Origin of the sequence: Pseudoalteromonas sp. A22 (assembly GCF_018141345.1) — a bacterium.
Taxonomy (GTDB): domain Bacteria; phylum Pseudomonadota; class Gammaproteobacteria; order Enterobacterales; family Alteromonadaceae; genus Pseudoalteromonas; species Pseudoalteromonas maricaloris.
In genome coordinates this window covers 2,642,739-2,658,868 of sequence record NZ_CP047238.1, presented here as the reverse complement: position 1 = coordinate 2,658,868, position 16,130 = coordinate 2,642,739, and the positions used below count along the sequence as shown (strand labels likewise).

Below are 16,130 nucleotides of genomic sequence, written 5' to 3'. Positions count from 1 at the left end.
AATCAGCACATGCTCGATATTCAAATATTATTATTTTGTCGGTGACAAAACGGTCGGTGTGGAGTTTTCAGCCATGTCTGGGAAGTCAATGGTGTAGTGCAGTCCACGACTTTCTTTACGTTCTAACGCACTGCGAATAATCAGTTCAGCTACTTGTACTAAGTTACGTAATTCAAGCAGGTTGTTACTCACTCTAAAGTTGGCGTAATAATCGTGGATCTCTTGCTGCAATAACTCAACGCGGCGTAGCGCACGTTCTAACCGTTTAGTAGAGCGAACAATGCCAACATAATCCCACATAAACAATCTAAGTTCATGCCAGTTGTGGGTGATCACTACTTCTTCATCCGAGTCGCTGACACGGCTTTCATCCCAATCTGGTAACTTAGATGGCTCAGGACGATTATCGATTTTAGCTAAAATATCTTTTGCGGCTGCGTGGGCAAACACAATGCATTCTAATAACGAGTTACTCGCCATGCGGTTTGCGCCGTGTAGACCTGTGTAAGCCACTTCGCCGATTGCATATAAATTGTCGATGTCAGTACGACCGTTAAAGTCAGTCATAACACCACCGCAGGTATAATGCGCCGCTGGCACTACGGGGATTGGCTCTTTGGTGATATCTAAACCAACACTTAGGCACTTAGCATAAATCGTAGGGAAGTGCTCAATGATGAACTCTTTGTCTTTATGTGAGATATCCAGATAGACGCAATTTGCGCCCAATCGTTTCATCTCATAGTCAATGGCACGGGCGACTACATCGCGAGGAGCGAGTTCTTCGCGCTCATCGAAGTCAGGCATAAAGCGTGTGCCGTCAGGACGTTTAAGCAGCGCGCCTTCACCGCGCATGGCTTCGGTTATTAAAAAGTTTTGTAGCTCAGGGTGGTATAAGCTGGTTGGATGAAATTGGTTAAACTCCATGTTGGCCACACGACAACCCGCACGCCACGCCATTGCGATGCCGTCACCCGAAGAAACATCTGGATTTGAGGTATACAAGTAAACTTTACTTGCGCCACCCGTTGCTAAAGCGACAAACTTAGCCGATATGCTCTCAACTCTATCCGCTTTGCGGTTGTATACATAAACACCTTTGATATCGCTTGAGTCGACATGTTTATCTTTGATGAGATCGATGGCGTTGTATTGCTCAAGTATATTAATTTTTGGGTGTAACTGCACTTGGCTAATTAATGTGGTTTGAACGGCTTTACCCGTTGCATCAGCTGCGTGCAATATACGGCGATGTGAATGCCCACCTTCGCGGGTTAAATGAAAGCGCTCTTTCCCTTTGCTATCCACTTCCATATCAAATGGTACGCCTTGTTCAATCAGCCACTTCAAGCAATTTTTTGCATTTGAGGCGGTGTAGTGCACCGCATCGCGGTCACATAAACCAGCGCCTGCCGCAAGCGTGTCTTCGACATGTGATTCAATACTGTCATTTTTCTTATCGAATACTGCGGCAATGCCACCTTGAGCATAAAGTGTGGAGCCTTCTTTTAACGCCCCTTTGCTTATCACGGTAACTTTACAGTGGTTTGCCAAAGAGAGCGCAAGAGAGAGTCCAGCAGCGCCACTACCAATAATGACTACATCAGTATTGTGGTGAGTCGTATTTTTCATATTCGAAGATCTTTACTGTTTTTGCGTTTAATTCTGCTATTTATACCACATCTGCTATCATAGAAGGCAGAGAGTTTGTTCCGTTTAATGAGAATCATTTAGAACATTTTGTGTGACTGCTAATGGAATAATGCTAAAAAGCAGCCAAGAACTAGTACGCAAAGATGGATGAATTCGTTTATTTTAAAAAAAAATACAAAAAAACAGAACTTTTTATTCAGTACTAAGTCAGAGTAGCTGTGAATGATGGCAACTAGATACGATTTAGAAAAGCAAAAAGAGGAGTACCGGCTCGAATGAGCGAGCAGGATTTAGATCTAGATATAGTTAAACGCGTTCAACAGGGAGATAAAAACGCATTCAACCTGTTAGTTGCCAAGTATCAAAATAAAGTCGCAGCGCTGATTTCTCGTTATGTAGCGAATCAAGGCGATGTGGCAGATGTGGCACAGGAAACGTTCATTAAAGCTTATCGAGCGTTACCTAACTTTAGGGGCGAGAGCGCATTTTATACTTGGTTGTATAGAATCGCGGTTAACTGTTCAAAAAATTATTTGGTGGCGCTTGGTCGAAAGCCGCCAGCAAACGACGTAGATGCGGAAGAAGCCGAGTTTTATGATGGTGCAGACCAATTAAGGTCGAACGCTTCACCGGAAAATCTATTGTTAAGCGACGAAGTGAAAGCAGTGATTTTCAAAACTATCGAGCGCTTGCCTGACGATTTAAAAACCGCAATTACTTTGCGTGAAATCGAAGGCATGAGCTACGAGGAAATCGCTGTCATTATGGATTGTCCGGTAGGCACAGTTCGTTCGAGAATTTTTCGCGCAAGGGAAGCGATAGATAACAATTTGAACCCATTAATAGGTGAGTCTTAATATGGCACAAGCTGAAAAACAAGTGACAGAAGATTTAACGACATCGCAAATTTTTGACGGTGATCTGTCACTCAACGCTGAAACTGATGTTCGTTTAGACGAACAAAAGTTTGCTCGGTATGCCTTGATTGGTGATGTAATGCGTAGTCAAAAGCAAGACACACCTTGCATTGATATCACCAGCAGCTTTGCAGCGGCACTTGAACAAGAGCAAACGTATAGTGAGCCGGCCGTTGAGCAAGTGAAAAAAGAAACGACGCCAAAGAGCTATGTGATTGAGCTAAGTGCATGGCGTAAGCCGTTTGCACAAGTGGCTATCGCGGCAAGTGTGTCATTGTTTGCTGTGCTTGGGGTTAATACGCTAAGCTCTGACGCGACTTTACCTGCGGGTGATACGTTACAGTTGCAATCTACTCCTTTTGCTGGAGGCGTTTCTCCTGTGAGCTTATCAACTGAGCCTGCGCTTGAATCAGCGGCTAAAGGCATTAGAGAGTTACAGCAGCAACGTATTGGTGCATTGGTGCTAGAGCATCAAAGACAGTCACGCATGGCGTATGCGCTGCAGCAATCTGGTGAAAACAACACCGCTGAAAAGCAAGAGGAAAAAGAGTAATAAATGAGAGCACTGTTAGTTGTAGTAAGTGTATTTTTCTCTAGTTGGCTGTGGGCAAATGAAAGCGTATCAGCCAAACAACTGCTAAAAGACATGGCCGAAGCGGTGCATCATAGAAACTTTGATGCATCGTTTGTCGTGGTGAAAGGAAAATCTATGGAGCCTTACCGTTGGCTTCATGGTAACCAAGATGGGACTGAATTTGAGCTTTTAAGTTTGCTCAATGGTGCTGGACTTGAAATGATCCGCATTGGTGACAAAGTGACTTATTTTGAACCAAAGTCTGAGCCTTACACCATCCAAACAGATTCGATAGCAGGTCCTATTCCCGAAGTTTTATTCAAAAATATCGACAGCCTCAAAGAAAGCTATGATTTTGTTTTAGGGGGTAAAGGTCGGATCGTTGACAGACCTGCTCAGCTTGTCAGGTTAGAAGCAAAGGATGACGCTAAATACAACTATTGGTTGTGGATCGATACCGAGTCATCTCTGTTGCTAAAATCCGCTTACGTAAACCAACAAGGCGAATTGTTAGAGCAGCTTCAGCTTACCCATATCAGCGTGACTGAAACCCCAGCCGAACAATTGTTAGAACTTTCACAAAAGCAGTTTCCTGAAGCCGTATCTGGGTTGTTGAAGACACTTGAGAATGGCACAAAAAACAATTGGCAAATTGGTTGGTTACCTCAGGGCTTTGAGCTGCTAAAATCTGACAGACATAAGTTAGATTTAAACAATGAGCTGGCAGACTACTACTTGTTTTCCGACGGCCTTGTTGATATTTCGGTATTTGTACAACGTCCATTACCGGGCCAGCGTCCAAGTGGAGCGCTTTCGTCAGGTGCGACAACGGTGTACGTTCACAACACAGGTGCGTTTGACGTATCCGTAGTTGGAAATATTCCAGCAATGACCGCAAAAGCAATCGCTGAGTCTGTGAAAAGACCTTTATGATAGAACAAACTCTGACAGTTGCCGCCATAAAAGGCGCAACTGTCTACTTAGAAGCGCAGCCAAAACCCGCTTGTGAAGGCTGTAACGGCAAATGCGGCTCCCAAGTATTCGCCAAACTCTTTAGCACCCACAAAAAACAATTCCCTGTAGATTTGACGGAATCTGTCGAAATTGGCCAAAAAATTAAGTTGGCATTAGACGACTCTAATGTGGTGAAACATGCGTTTTATGTTTACATAATGCCATTGCTTTTTGCTTTTGCCGGCATGTTTATCGCGGCCCTCGTACTTGGTCTCAATGAACCTTTGCAGATACTTATTGCATTTACGAGTGCAGCACTCGGTTTATTTTTCGCCAGAGTCCAAGGGGATAAACTCAAACATCAGGTAAAAGTGATAAAAATTTACCCAATTAGCCTACCAATAACGCAAATAGATGGTGATTGTACTAAATAAAATGTAAAATCGAGGCCTTAATCTCTATTTGTGACTAACAGAAGTATTGAATCCAGTATATGAAGCATATCCGTAACTTTTCTATTATTGCCCACATTGACCATGGAAAATCGACGCTATCAGACCGCTTAATCCAAGTTTGTGGAGGTTTAACAGACCGCGAAATGCAGCAGCAGGTACTGGATTCGATGGACATCGAACGTGAGCGCGGTATTACCATCAAAGCACAGAGTGTAACGCTTAACTATCAAGCAAAAGATGGTGAAACCTACCAGCTAAACTTTATCGACACACCGGGACACGTTGACTTCACTTATGAAGTGTCGCGCTCTCTTGCCGCTTGTGAAGGTGCGCTATTGGTTGTTGACGCGGGTCAAGGTGTAGAAGCACAAACTCTAGCGAACTGTTACACCGCACTTGAGATGGACTTGGAAGTTATTCCAGTACTAAACAAAATTGACTTACCACAGGCTGATCCACTTCGCGTTGCCGAAGAAATTGAAGATATCGTTGGTATTGAAGCATTAGAAGCGGTTCGCTGTAGTGCGAAAACGGGGATCGGCATTGATGAAGTGCTCGAAGTGATCGTACGTGATATTCCGCCACCAGAAGGTGAGCCAAATGCGCCACTACAGGCACTGATTATCGATTCATGGTTTGACCCGTACCAAGGCGTAGTGTCATTGGTACGTATTAAAAACGGTGAATTAAGAGCGGGCGAGAAGATCAAGATCATGTCTACAGAGCAAGCTCACCAAGTAGATAAGGTTGGTATCTTTACACCGAAGCAGACTAATACCGGGGTGTTGAGAACGGGTGAAGTAGGTTTTGTTATCGCAGGTATCAAAGACATCCATGGTGCACCAGTTGGTGATACCATTACCATGGCTCGTGATTCTGCAACAGACCGTTTGCCTGGTTTCCAAAAGGTGAAGCCTCAGGTATACGCGGGAATGTTCCCAATTTCATCTGATGACTACGAAAATTTCCGCGATGCGCTTAATAAATTGAGCCTCAACGATGCATCACTATTCTTCGAGCCTGAAAACTCAACAGCACTAGGCTTTGGTTTCCGTTGTGGCTTCCTTGGTATGCTCCACATGGAAATTATTCAAGAGCGCCTTGAACGTGAATACGACATGGATCTGATCACCACGGCACCAACGGTAATCTATGAAGTAGAAACTAAGCACGGTGTGGTGAAAATCGATAATCCATCGGATTTACCGCCAGTAAACGACATTATTGAAATTCGTGAACCAATCGTTGAAGCAAATATTCTCGTTCCGCAAGAATATTTAGGAAACGTGATCACGCTGTGTGTTGAAAAGCGTGGTATGCAGACCAAGATGACCTATCACGGTAAGCAAGTTGCGTTAACCTATGAACTGCCGATGTCGGAAGTGGTAATGGACTTCTTTGATAAGTTGAAGTCTACCAGCCGTGGTTTTGCATCACTCGATTACAACTTCAAGCGTTTTGAAGCATCAGACATGGTGCGTGTGGATATTCTGATCAATGGCGACCGCGTTGATGCGCTTGCAATAATTGTTCACCGCGATGGTTCACAAACGCGTGGCCGTCAGTTAGCTGAAGCGCTGAGAGAATTGATCCCTCGCCAAATGTTTGATATTGCTATTCAAGCTGCAATTGGTAATCACGTCATTGCGCGTAGTACAGTTAAGCAGTTACGTAAAAACGTAATCGCAAAATGTTATGGTGGTGACGTGAGCCGTAAGAAAAAGCTACTGCAAAAGCAAAAAGAAGGTAAGAAGCGTATGAAGCAACTTGGTAACGTTGAAGTGCCACAAGACGCATTCTTAGCAATATTGAAAGTAGGTAAGTAACAGGAAATACAAATGGCAGGTTATTTTTCAATTTTATTGGTGCTACTCACGGTCGGTTCAGGCCTTATTTGGTTGATCGATCATTTGGTGTATGCACCAAAAAGACAAGCTAGGCTTGCTATTGCGCAAGGTGCGTCTGACACTCAGTTGGATGCCGACATCATTGCGGAAATCGCACCTGAACCTGCCATTGTTGAAAACGCGAAATCAATTTTTCCTATGATTGCCGCGATCACGATTTTCCGCTCGTTTATTTTTGAACCGTTTCAAATTCCATCAGGCTCAATGATGCCAACCTTATTGGATGGCGATTTTATTCTAGTGGAAAAATATGCTTACGGGATTAAAGACCCTGTGTGGCGTAGCAAAATCGTTGAAACGGGTACACCTGAGCGCGGTGATATTGCGGTGTTCAAGTTTCCGCTAGACGAGCGTATTGATTTCATCAAACGTATTGTTGGTTTACCGGGCGACCATATTGTTTATCGCAATCGTCAGCTTTACATTAAACCTAAGTGTGAAGACGGGCAGAGCGAAGCAAACGGGTTGACGTGTGGCGAATATAACAAGATTGATGTAGATATTGTTAATCGTGACGAGTTTACGCAAGGCCCAATGCAGTTAGTGCGTCTAACCGAGCATTTGCCAAACGTAGAACATGATATTTTAATTAATCCTGAAGTGTTAGAGTTAACAGATCGCTACTATCAACAACCAGGTACTCGCCGCGATGAGTGGGTAGTACCAGAGGGAAGTTATTTTGCGATGGGTGATAACCGTAATAACAGCCAAGACAGTCGTATGTGGGGTTTTGTACCTGATGAAAACTTGGTTGGAAGAGCGGTATTTATTTGGTTAAGTTTTGATTTTGATAATGGCCCAGACAGCATTTTGCCAGGGTGGGTTCCAACTGGTGTTCGTTTTGAACGCCTAGGTAGTATTCAGTAAAAATGAAAAGAAACGTAGAAGAACTTTATAATAAAATAGGGTACAACTTCTCTGATAAGGCGCTGCTTGAGCAGGCTTTGACGCATCGCAGTCACAAAGGCCAGCACAACGAGCGTCTCGAATTTTTGGGTGACTCTATTTTAAGCTTTGTGATTGCAAATGCTTTGTATCACAAGTTTCCAAAAGCGCGTGAAGGTGATTTAAGCCGCATGCGCTCAACGTTAGTGCGTGGTCAAACGCTGGCGGAATTCGGTGTGGAATTCGCGCTAGGTGATTATCTGCGCCTAGGTCCAGGTGAGCTGAAGAGCGGCGGGTTTCGCCGTGAGTCAACGCTCGCAGATGCAGTAGAAGCCATTATTGGTGCCGTTTTCTTAGACTCTGACATCGATGTGTGTAGAGATTTGGTACTAAGTTGGTACGAATCGCGCTTAACTGCGATTTCACCTGGTCATAACCAAAAAGACCCGAAGACGCTGCTGCAGGAGTATCTACAAGCTCGAAAATTACCTTTACCGGGCTACACTGTAATAGATACCAAAGGGCAAGCTCACAACCAAACATTCACGGTCGAATGTATAGTGGAAGGGATGGAAAGTATAATTTCAGTAGGCAGCTCGCGACGTAAAGCTGAGCAAAAAGCTGCCGAAAAAGCGCTTAAGATATTAAAGAATGACGCTTGATACACATTGCGGCATGATTGCCATTGTCGGTAGGCCTAACGTAGGTAAATCGACACTATTAAATAAATTGGTTGAGCAAAAGGTAAGTATTACCTCGCGTAAGCCACAAACTACTCGTCACCGCATCATGGGGATCCATACAGAGGGTAACTATCAGGCGGTGTATGTTGATACGCCAGGACTTCATATTGAAGAAAAGCGTGCAATTAACCGCTTAATGAACCGAGCAGCGTCAAGCTCAATCGGCGATGTTGAACTGGTTATTTTTGTCGTTGAAGGGACGCATTGGACGCCTGATGACGAAATGGTACTGACCAAAGTTAAAGACAGCGGTCGTCCTATCTTGGTGGTGATGAATAAAACTGATCAGGTAAAAGATAAAGACTTGTTGATGCCACATATTCAGTGGTTGAGTGAACAGGGTGATTTTATCGGGATCGTACCTATCTCTGCGAAGCAAGGTAAGAACGTTGATATGATCAGAGAAGAAGTGCACAAGCGTTTACCTGCATGTGAATTCTATTTCCCTGAAGATTACGTTACCGATCGCTCAATGCGTTTTATGGCGGCAGAGATCGTGCGTGAAAAACTGATGCGCTTTATGGGCGATGAGCTACCGTACTCGGTGACGGTTGAGATCGAACAGTTTAAGTGGCAAGACAACGGTGTTTGGCAGATAAACGCGTTGATCCTTGTTGAGCGCGAATCGCAAAAACGCATGGTGATCGGCAACAAAGGCGAAAAGCTCAAAGTTATCGGTCGCGAAGCGCGTAAAGATCTTGAAAACATGCTAGACAACAAAGTCTATCTCGAATGCTGGGTTAAAGTGAAATCTGGTTGGGCAGACGACGAACGTGCTCTTCGTAGCTTAGGGTACGGAGAAGACTGATTGGATAGCGACTTTCGACAGGCCTATCTGTTACATCGCAGACCTTACAGCGATTCTCAGGTACTGCTTGACGTGCTGGTCGAAGGCGTTGGACAACTCAAAATGCTTGCCCGAGTAAAGGGCAAGCAATCCCTCAAACATAATGCCCAGTTGCGGCCATTTTCATTACTTTTACTGCAATATGCAGGAAGATACGATTTTAAATACGTAAACCGTTTTGAACCCACAGACAATCAAATCCAACTCGTTGGGCGGCAGTTATATTGCGGCTTGTATCTCAATGAGCTAACGCAACGCGTGGTACCAACGAACGAACCGCTAGAGCAGATCTTTTCGCTCTATCAGCTACATTTAATGCGTTTGGCCCAAGATGAAGATGTGGAACCTATCTTACGCAGCTTTGAATTGCAATTGTTAGGTGAGCTTGGTTTCGGGGTGGAACTGGAATTTGACGCAGAAGGTAATCCAGTGCGGCCAAAAGCCGCGTATAAGTACGTATCTGAGTACGGTTTTATTGCAGTCGGTCGTGAACCTGATACGATACCGGGCAGTATGTTATTGGCCATTGCCAATCAAGATTTCCAAGACCTTGCCGTGAGAAGGGCGGCTAAGCTATTAACACGAAAATTAATGGCACCGCTGGTTGGTAAGCAAGGGCTGAAAAGTAGAGAACTATTTATTTCAAAGAAATAATACCAATTTAATCAAAAGTATAAATCGGTAAATTGGTATTGCGGTAATAAGTGGGTGATCCACTTGCTACGTCATATTATCAAGGGATAAACGATGAAAGATATTTTACTCGGCGTCAACGTAGACCATATTGCAACGCTTCGTCAGGCGCGTGGCACTAGCTATCCTGATCCTGCACATGCAGCTGCAGTAGCTGAGCACGCAGGTGCCGACGGCATTACTATTCACTTGCGTGAAGACCGTCGCCATATTCAAGATCGTGATGTTTATGTGATGGCAAAAACCATCCAAACACGTATGAATTTAGAAATCGCAGTAACTGACGAAATGCTCGACATCGCTTGCGAAGTAAAACCTGAATATGTTTGCCTAGTGCCAGAAAAACGCGAAGAGTTAACCACGGAAGGTGGCTTAGACGTTGCGGGTAATCTAGATAGGATCACAGCGGCAACTCAGCGCCTAGCTGATTCAGGTATCAAAGTAAGCTTGTTCATCGACGCGGATAAAAAGCAGCTAGATGCTGCAAAGCAAACCGGTGCCCCTTACATTGAGATCCACACCGGTGCTTATGCTGATGCTGAGAACGACACCGAAATGAGCGCCGAGCTTGAGCGCATTCGTGAGGGCGTTCAGTATGCTCATGGCCTAGGTCTTATCGTCAATGCTGGCCATGGTTTGCATTACCATAACGTTAAACCGATTGCACAAATGCCAGAAATCTACGAACTTAACATTGGTCATGCCATTGTTGCTCGAGCAGCAATTGATGGACTGGAAAAGGCAGTGCGAGATATGAAGCGTTTGATGTTAGAGGCGAGACAAGCATAACGCTTAGTGGTAAAGAAAAAGAAAGGGCTGTGCAGCCCTTTCTTTTTGCCTTGTAATTGAGTTAATACAATTGGTATCAAAATGAAAAAAATGGTGTTGGTCTTTGCAAGTTGTGCCCTTGCATCACAATTTAGCGAAGCGACAGAGAACAACGAATTTGAAATCATCACTACTACGGCATCTAGGTTGGCTGAGACCGCAGGAGAGCGCCCTGTAAGCCTCTCTTTGCTCACAGAAGCTCAATTAGATGATATAGGCGTCACACATATCGAAAAGGCGTTGAGGCTCGTTGCTGGCGCAAATATACAACATGGTAATGGTCAAGAGTATCTACCTGCATTGCGCTCACCAGTGCTATCTGGTGCAGGCGCATGTGGTGGCATTTTAATGGCTGAAGATGGTATTGCACTCAGAGCCGCAGGTTTTTGTAATATTAATGAACTCTTTGAATCGCACTTTGAAGCGGCAGAGCGTGTTGAAGTGCTAAAAGGGCCAAATAGCGTGCTGTATGGCTCCAATGCGGTGCACGGAGTGGTTAATGTGATCACTTCAAACAGCATTCAAAAGACACCTAGGGTAGCATTAGATATCGGCTCCTATGGTTATAGCCGAACTCGGATACAAGCTGGCGATAAAGCCCTTGGCTTGGGCGCAGCGTTAACCCTTACAAAAGATACGGGTTATCGTGACGACGAAAGCGTCGAGCAACAAAAGTTGAGCGTCAAACATCAATATGAAGGCGAGAAGATTGGTATCGTATCTGGGATGACATACACCCACTTAGATCAGCAAACTGCGGGTTATATAACAGGAGTGGACAGCTATAAAAATAAGCAATTGGCAAAGCAAAGCGAAAACCCTGAAGCATTTAGAAAGGCTGAGTCATTTAGAGCTTGGACGGAAATAACCGGGCACTTTGATGATAGCAACACCGTGCTGATAAAACCTTATGTACGCTGGCAAGAGATGGAGTTTGTTAAGCATTTCTTGCCGGGTAAGCCGTTTGAAGAAAATGGTCAAACTGGTGTGGGGCTGCAAACGCTTATACACACTGAGTTAAGTGACTCAATACAACTAGATTGGGGAATGGATGCAGAATATACCCAAGGCGAGATGTTGCAGTATCAGCCTACGCCGACAGAAGGCTCTGCATTTTTACGCTCGACTATTCCCACAGGAAAACACTACGACTATGAGGTAGATGCAAGGCAACTCGCGCCTTTTGCAAATCTCAGTTGGCGACAGGGTAACTGGTTAGTTGAACTGGGCGGTCGTTTTGAGTCAATGAAATACGATTATCGCAACTTTTTGCCTACTGGGCGTACCAAAGAAGATGGTTCGGTGTGTGCAATGGGAGGATGCCGTTATAGTCGCCCAGCCAGTGGCAAAAATAGCTTTGCTTATTTTTCACCAAAATTTGGCCTAAGCTATGCGTTTACTGAGCGGCATATTGCCTATGCTAACGTGTCTCAAGGCTATCGCGCACCACAAACTGCTGAGCTTTACCAATTGCAGCGAGCGCAGCTAAAAGCATCACTAGAGGAAGAAAAGGCGGACAATATCGAGCTTGGCCTAAAAGGGAGTGCAGATAGTCTTGGCTATCAGGTCGCGATTTATGACATGGAAAAAGAAAATTTAATCTTCCGAGATAGTGACTTTTTCTATATCAACGATGGTCGCTCAAGACACCGAGGTGTGGAGTTGGAGCTGAGTTATTCATTCACAGCACATTGGCAACTAGATCTCGCCGCAACGCGTGCTAAGCATACCTATGAACATGATAATATTCTTGGTGGCATCAATATTAACGGCAACGATCTAGATTCAGCACCAAGGAACGTCATTAACGCCCAATTACACTGGCAAGCACTGGATAACCTCAGTTGGTCTTTAGCTTGGCATCATGTAGGAGAGTATTTTACTGACCCCGAAAATCTTCATCGTTATTCTGGTCACGATTTACTGAGTTTACGAGGAAAGTGGCAGGTAAATCCGCATTTGGCGTTGACAGTGAGAGTGAAAAATCTAACCGACGAACATTATGCTGAGCGTGCCGATTATACTTCATTTAGTGGTGAAAGGTACTTTCCTGGAAGACCAAGAAACATTCTGGTTTCACTGGACTACCGCTGGTAATACATGAATAAGGGAGCAGAAAGCTCCCTTTGTGAAACTATCGTGATATTTAGTCGTCTAGTGAGCGAAGTAGTGCATTGATCCCAACTTTTTCGCGGGTTTGCTGATCTACCTTTTTCACAATAATTGCTGCGTATAGGCTATGAGAGCCATCTTTGCTTGGTAGCGATCCTGGTACTACCACCGCACCAGCTGGTACGCGACCATAATGGGTTTCGCCTGTTTCACGGTCGTAAATACGAGTACTTTGTGAAATATAGACACCCATGGAGATAACCGCGCCTTCTTCAACAATCACACCTTCGACGATCTCAGAACGTGCGCCGATGAAACAGTTATCTTCAATAATCGTTGGATTGGCTTGTAACGGCTCTAATACGCCACCAATGCCCACACCGCCAGATAGGTGTACGTTTTTACCGATCTGTGCACACGAGCCTACAGTTGCCCAAGTGTCTACCATAGTGCCTTCATCAACATATGCACCAATATTAACGTAAGATGGCATAAGTACCACGTTCTTACCGACAAAACTGCCTTGACGCGCTACCGCGTTTGGTACTACACGCATACCACCTTGTTGGAACTGCTCTGGCGTATAGTCTGAGAATTTTAATGGTACTTTGTCGTAAAACTGGTTAACGCCATCGCTCATTGGTTGGTTGTCACGAATTCTAAAAGACAGGAGTACCGCCTTTTTCAACCATTGATGTACAACCCACTCACCACTAATTTTTTCAGCAACACGCGCTGCACCTGAATCTAGCATTTCCAATGCGTTGACAATCGCTTGTTTTACTTCGTCTGATACCGTGGTTGGAGTGATGGTATCGCGGTTTTCCCACGCGGTTTCAATAGTCGTTTTTAAATCAGACATAAATTCCTCGTTAATCTGTTTCAGCATTTAATTTTTTGAGTAGGGCGCGATGAAGCTCAGCTTTTTGTACTTCATCTAGAGCCTTGTAATCTTTGTTTGAGACGACGAAAAAGTCTTCTGCGCGTTCGCCGACGGTTGTAATGCGCGCGGCATGAATATGTAGTGAATAGGCCTGAAATACCTCAGCAATTTTAGTCAGTAATCCCGGAATATCAATGGCCTGAATTTCAATTAGGCTGCGATCGTCGCGTGCGTGCGGGCGCAGTATAATTTTCGGTTTGATATTAAAGTCTTTAAACTTTTGTGAGCGGTTTTTCTTAACCCGGATCTTTCTTTTTGGATCTTTTAGTAAAGTTTCCAAGCCTTTTCTGATCCCCGCTGCACGGCCGGTGCTGAGTGGGTCGCCATTCACTTCTAGGATAACAAAACTAAAGACAACATAGCCATCTTTAGTGGTCATGACCTGAGCATGCTGGATCTGTGCTTTTTTAGAACCAATTACACTGACCAGTTTGGCGAATAACGCAGATTCATAAGGACTGTATACGAATACTTGTGTTCCGCCATGCATGGGCTTGTCAGAGACGATCACGCTTGGCTGACTTAAATCATCAGACTGTAATAAGTGTTCAGTATGCCAAGAGATCTGCTGTTCACTAAAGGCAGTAAAATAATTGGCCTTAAAGCGTGACCAAATAAGGTCAATGTACTCTTCGAAGTAGCCCAAATTAATCAGCCGTTGCTTGGCTTGGCGTTTCTTATCACGGATCTGATCGCGCATATCCATTGGGTTCTCAAGACCCAAGCGCAATGCCCGTTGAGTATGCAAATACAGTTCGCGTAAGAGGGTGTTTTTCCAGTCATTCCAGAGGTTGTCGTTGGTGGCACGAATGTCGGCAACCGTTAAGCAATAGAGATAATCTAGCTGACGTTCGTTTTTCACTTTTTGTGCAAATTCAGCAATAACATCTGGATCGTTAATATCTTTACGCTGGGCTGTGACAGACATCAGGAGGTGATTTTGCACCAGCCAAGCTACTAATTTAGCGTCGGAAGCGGTAAAGCCGTGCATTTTGGTAAATGCCATGGCGTCAACGGCACCAAGCTCGGAATGGTCGCCACCTCGACCTTTGGCAATATCGTGAAAGATCCCAGCTAAGTAGAGTAGCTCTGGTTTGTCCATGCGGGCAACAATCTCAGAACAAATCGGGAATTCACTAATATGCTCTTTATCGAAATAGCGGTAGATGTTATTGATGAGTTTATGGGTATGCTCATCTACCGTGTAGGCGTGAAACAGATCGAACTGCATTTGACCAAAAATATTACGCCACTGCGGTAAATAGGCAGCGATGATCCCGTGTTTGTGCATCAGAGTAAACGCTCGTCCCATGCCATTAGGGTGTTTCAATAACCTTAGAAAAGCATCACGACAGCCTGCGTAATCTTGCAGATCGCCTAATAAACGGCGTCTGACTTGGCGCATAGTACGTATGGTACTTGGGTCAATCTGATTAATTTTAGGGTTGTCTGCAATATGTTCAAAGAGGACAAACAAATTCTCTCGACGGAAAAAGACAGAGGGGTTCTTAACGCGAATTTTATTGCCAATACGCTCAAAGTTTCTGTCGAGTGGCACGGCTTCTTGTTCTAACTGCTCGGGAAGAATACTTTGTTCGAAGTAGGAGAGCAGCATCTGGTTCATTTCGCGCACTCGGCTCATGATCCTAAATAAGCGTTTCATCATACGCTCAACCGAAGCTTTACCTTCAGAGCCAAAACCGAGGAGCTCTGCGGCATGTGGTTGATGGTCAAACAATAAGCGGTTCTCACTGCGACCCGCGGCCAAATGTAGCGCAAAGCGAATGTTCCACAGGTTTTCGATGCACTCTAATAGTTCTTGATATTCTTCATGGGTCAAATAACCGTGATTGATTAACTCTTCCAAAGTTTCAGCGCGGAAGTGCTTTTTAGCGACCCAAAAAATGGTTTGCAGGTCGCGCAGGCCACCGGGGTTTTCTTTAATATTAGGCTCAAGGTTATAGGCGGTACCATGGCATTTTTTATGGCGAATATTCTGCTCATTGACCTTGGCGATAAAAAAGTCACTAGATTGCCAAATTGGGGTTTCAACGATATGTCGTTTGAGGTGTTCATACTCAATATGGTTACCACAAATGAGGCGGCTTTCCAGCAGGCTTGTGGCAAAGTGAACGTCATTTTGTTTTTGTTCTAGGACTTGTTCATGGGTTCTTACGCTATGACCAATATCTAGACCTAAATCCCATAAATAAGTGACAAAACGCTCTAAACAGCTGGTCACTTCTTCACAGGGAACGGATTTGGTTAGCACCAAAAAATCGATATCAGAGAACGGGTGTAACTCACCACGGCCATAACCACCAATGGCGATTAACGACAAGTCTGGTTGGTGCGCCAGTCCGGTTTCATTAAACAGTTTAATCAACAAGCGGTCGATAAATTCGGCTCGAGAATTAATTAGATTTCTAACGGGTTGCTTGGCAAATTGATTGCTTAACCATTTGTAGAAAAAAGCAAGACAATCACGGTAATCGGTAAGTTCTTGTGCTTCGTCAAGAAGCGTCTTCACTTTGTTCGGTAATGCCACTTAGGATCCTGTGTCATGCGCGCAAAAACAGTAGAGTCCTGTTTTACACTAAATAAATAAGAATTGCGAGT

At 44.5% G+C, this 16,130-nt stretch carries 14 protein-coding genes; 11 read left to right on the top strand and 3 right to left on the bottom strand.

Annotated elements, in window-relative coordinates; translation table 11 throughout:
• Positions 1 to 30 precede the first annotated feature (30 nt).
• Positions 31 to 1,632: an L-aspartate oxidase gene (nadB, locus tag GSF04_RS16730; protein ID WP_211857967.1), complete on the bottom strand. Its 1,602-nt coding sequence runs from the start codon at positions 1,630 to 1,632 to the stop codon at positions 31 to 33.
• A 296-nt stretch (positions 1,633 to 1,928) separates the two neighbouring features.
• Here nadB and rpoE point away from each other — a divergent pair, with 296 nt between their 5' ends.
• From rpoE to GSF04_RS16675, 11 genes are all read left to right on the top strand, one after another.
• Positions 1,929 to 2,510 carry an RNA polymerase sigma factor RpoE gene (rpoE, locus tag GSF04_RS16725; protein ID WP_010371267.1) on the top strand — a complete coding sequence of 194 codons (582 nt, stop codon included), beginning with the start codon at positions 1,929 to 1,931 and terminating at the stop codon, positions 2,508 to 2,510.
• Between the two features lies 1 nt (position 2,511).
• Complete coding sequence (locus GSF04_RS16720) at positions 2,512 to 3,123, top strand: RseA family anti-sigma factor (protein WP_211857965.1); 612 nt, start codon at positions 2,512 to 2,514, stop codon at positions 3,121 to 3,123.
• Positions 3,124 to 3,126: 3 nt separating this feature from the next.
• Entirely contained in the window at positions 3,127 to 4,077 is a 951-nt protein-coding gene (locus tag GSF04_RS16715; RefSeq protein WP_010371273.1) for a MucB/RseB C-terminal domain-containing protein, read from the top strand.
• The gene (locus GSF04_RS16710; protein ID WP_211857964.1) at positions 4,074 to 4,532 is read left to right on the top strand and encodes a SoxR reducing system RseC family protein; all 459 of its coding nucleotides are present in this window, start codon (positions 4,074 to 4,076) and stop codon (positions 4,530 to 4,532) included. Before GSF04_RS16715 ends, GSF04_RS16710 begins: the two co-directional genes overlap by 4 nt.
• A 59-nt stretch (positions 4,533 to 4,591) precedes the next feature.
• Positions 4,592 to 6,379, top strand: a complete 1,788-nt coding sequence (gene lepA, locus GSF04_RS16705; RefSeq protein WP_017216097.1) for a translation elongation factor 4 — start codon at positions 4,592 to 4,594, stop codon at positions 6,377 to 6,379.
• 12 nt (positions 6,380 to 6,391) lie between these two features.
• Positions 6,392 to 7,327 (top strand): signal peptidase I, encoded by a 936-nt coding sequence (gene lepB, locus GSF04_RS16700; protein WP_010371286.1) that lies wholly within the window; start codon positions 6,392 to 6,394, stop codon positions 7,325 to 7,327.
• Between the two features lie 2 nt (positions 7,328 to 7,329).
• A complete protein-coding gene (gene rnc, locus GSF04_RS16695) occupies positions 7,330 to 8,007 on the top strand; it encodes a ribonuclease III (RefSeq protein WP_010371291.1) in 678 nt (225 codons plus the stop codon).
• On the top strand, positions 7,997 to 8,896 hold the full coding sequence (gene era / locus GSF04_RS16690) for a GTPase Era (RefSeq protein ID WP_045989845.1): 900 nt from the start codon (positions 7,997 to 7,999) through the stop codon (positions 8,894 to 8,896). The genes rnc and era overlap by 11 nt, the downstream gene beginning before the upstream one ends.
• On the top strand, positions 8,897 to 9,589 hold the full coding sequence (gene recO, locus GSF04_RS16685) for a DNA repair protein RecO (protein WP_039497123.1): 693 nt from the start codon (positions 8,897 to 8,899) through the stop codon (positions 9,587 to 9,589).
• Between the two features lie 93 nt (positions 9,590 to 9,682).
• A complete protein-coding gene (gene pdxJ / locus GSF04_RS16680) occupies positions 9,683 to 10,417 on the top strand; it encodes a pyridoxine 5'-phosphate synthase (protein ID WP_211857962.1) in 735 nt (244 codons plus the stop codon).
• An 81-nt stretch (positions 10,418 to 10,498) separates the two neighbouring features.
• The gene (locus GSF04_RS16675; RefSeq protein WP_211857960.1) at positions 10,499 to 12,553 is read left to right on the top strand and encodes a TonB-dependent receptor; all 2,055 of its coding nucleotides are present in this window, start codon (positions 10,499 to 10,501) and stop codon (positions 12,551 to 12,553) included.
• A 49-nt stretch (positions 12,554 to 12,602) separates the two neighbouring features.
• Here GSF04_RS16675 and dapD read toward each other — a convergent pair whose 3' ends face one another.
• On the bottom strand, positions 12,603 to 13,430 hold the full coding sequence (gene dapD, locus GSF04_RS16670) for a 2,3,4,5-tetrahydropyridine-2,6-dicarboxylate N-succinyltransferase (RefSeq protein ID WP_039497128.1): 828 nt from the start codon (positions 13,428 to 13,430) through the stop codon (positions 12,603 to 12,605).
• 10 nt (positions 13,431 to 13,440) lie between these two features.
• Complete coding sequence (glnD, locus tag GSF04_RS16665) at positions 13,441 to 16,059, bottom strand: [protein-PII] uridylyltransferase (RefSeq protein ID WP_130163785.1); 2,619 nt, start codon at positions 16,057 to 16,059, stop codon at positions 13,441 to 13,443.
• Positions 16,060 to 16,130 lie beyond the last annotated feature (71 nt).

Excerpts from the sequence above, each read along its gene's own strand:
- GSF04_RS16715 (WP_010371273.1), top strand. The coding sequence starts at position 3,127 with ATGAGAGCACTGTTAGTTGTAGTAAGTGTATTTTTCTCTAGTTGGCTG.
- rpoE (WP_010371267.1), top strand. The coding sequence starts at position 1,929 with ATGAGCGAGCAGGATTTAGATCTAGATATAGTTAAACGCGTTCAACAG.
- rnc (WP_010371291.1), top strand. The coding sequence starts at position 7,330 with ATGAAAAGAAACGTAGAAGAACTTTATAATAAAATAGGGTACAACTTC.
- GSF04_RS16675 (WP_211857960.1), top strand. The coding sequence starts at position 10,499 with ATGAAAAAAATGGTGTTGGTCTTTGCAAGTTGTGCCCTTGCATCACAA.
- era (WP_045989845.1), top strand. The coding sequence starts at position 7,997 with ATGACGCTTGATACACATTGCGGCATGATTGCCATTGTCGGTAGGCCT.
- lepB (WP_010371286.1), top strand. The coding sequence starts at position 6,392 with ATGGCAGGTTATTTTTCAATTTTATTGGTGCTACTCACGGTCGGTTCA.
- GSF04_RS16710 (WP_211857964.1), top strand. The coding sequence starts at position 4,074 with ATGATAGAACAAACTCTGACAGTTGCCGCCATAAAAGGCGCAACTGTC.
- lepA (WP_017216097.1), top strand. The coding sequence starts at position 4,592 with ATGAAGCATATCCGTAACTTTTCTATTATTGCCCACATTGACCATGGA.
- nadB (WP_211857967.1), bottom strand. The coding sequence starts at position 1,632 with ATGAAAAATACGACTCACCACAATACTGATGTAGTCATTATTGGTAGT.
- GSF04_RS16720 (WP_211857965.1), top strand. The coding sequence starts at position 2,512 with ATGGCACAAGCTGAAAAACAAGTGACAGAAGATTTAACGACATCGCAA.
- dapD (WP_039497128.1), bottom strand. The coding sequence starts at position 13,430 with ATGTCTGATTTAAAAACGACTATTGAAACCGCGTGGGAAAACCGCGAT.
- pdxJ (WP_211857962.1), top strand. The coding sequence starts at position 9,683 with ATGAAAGATATTTTACTCGGCGTCAACGTAGACCATATTGCAACGCTT.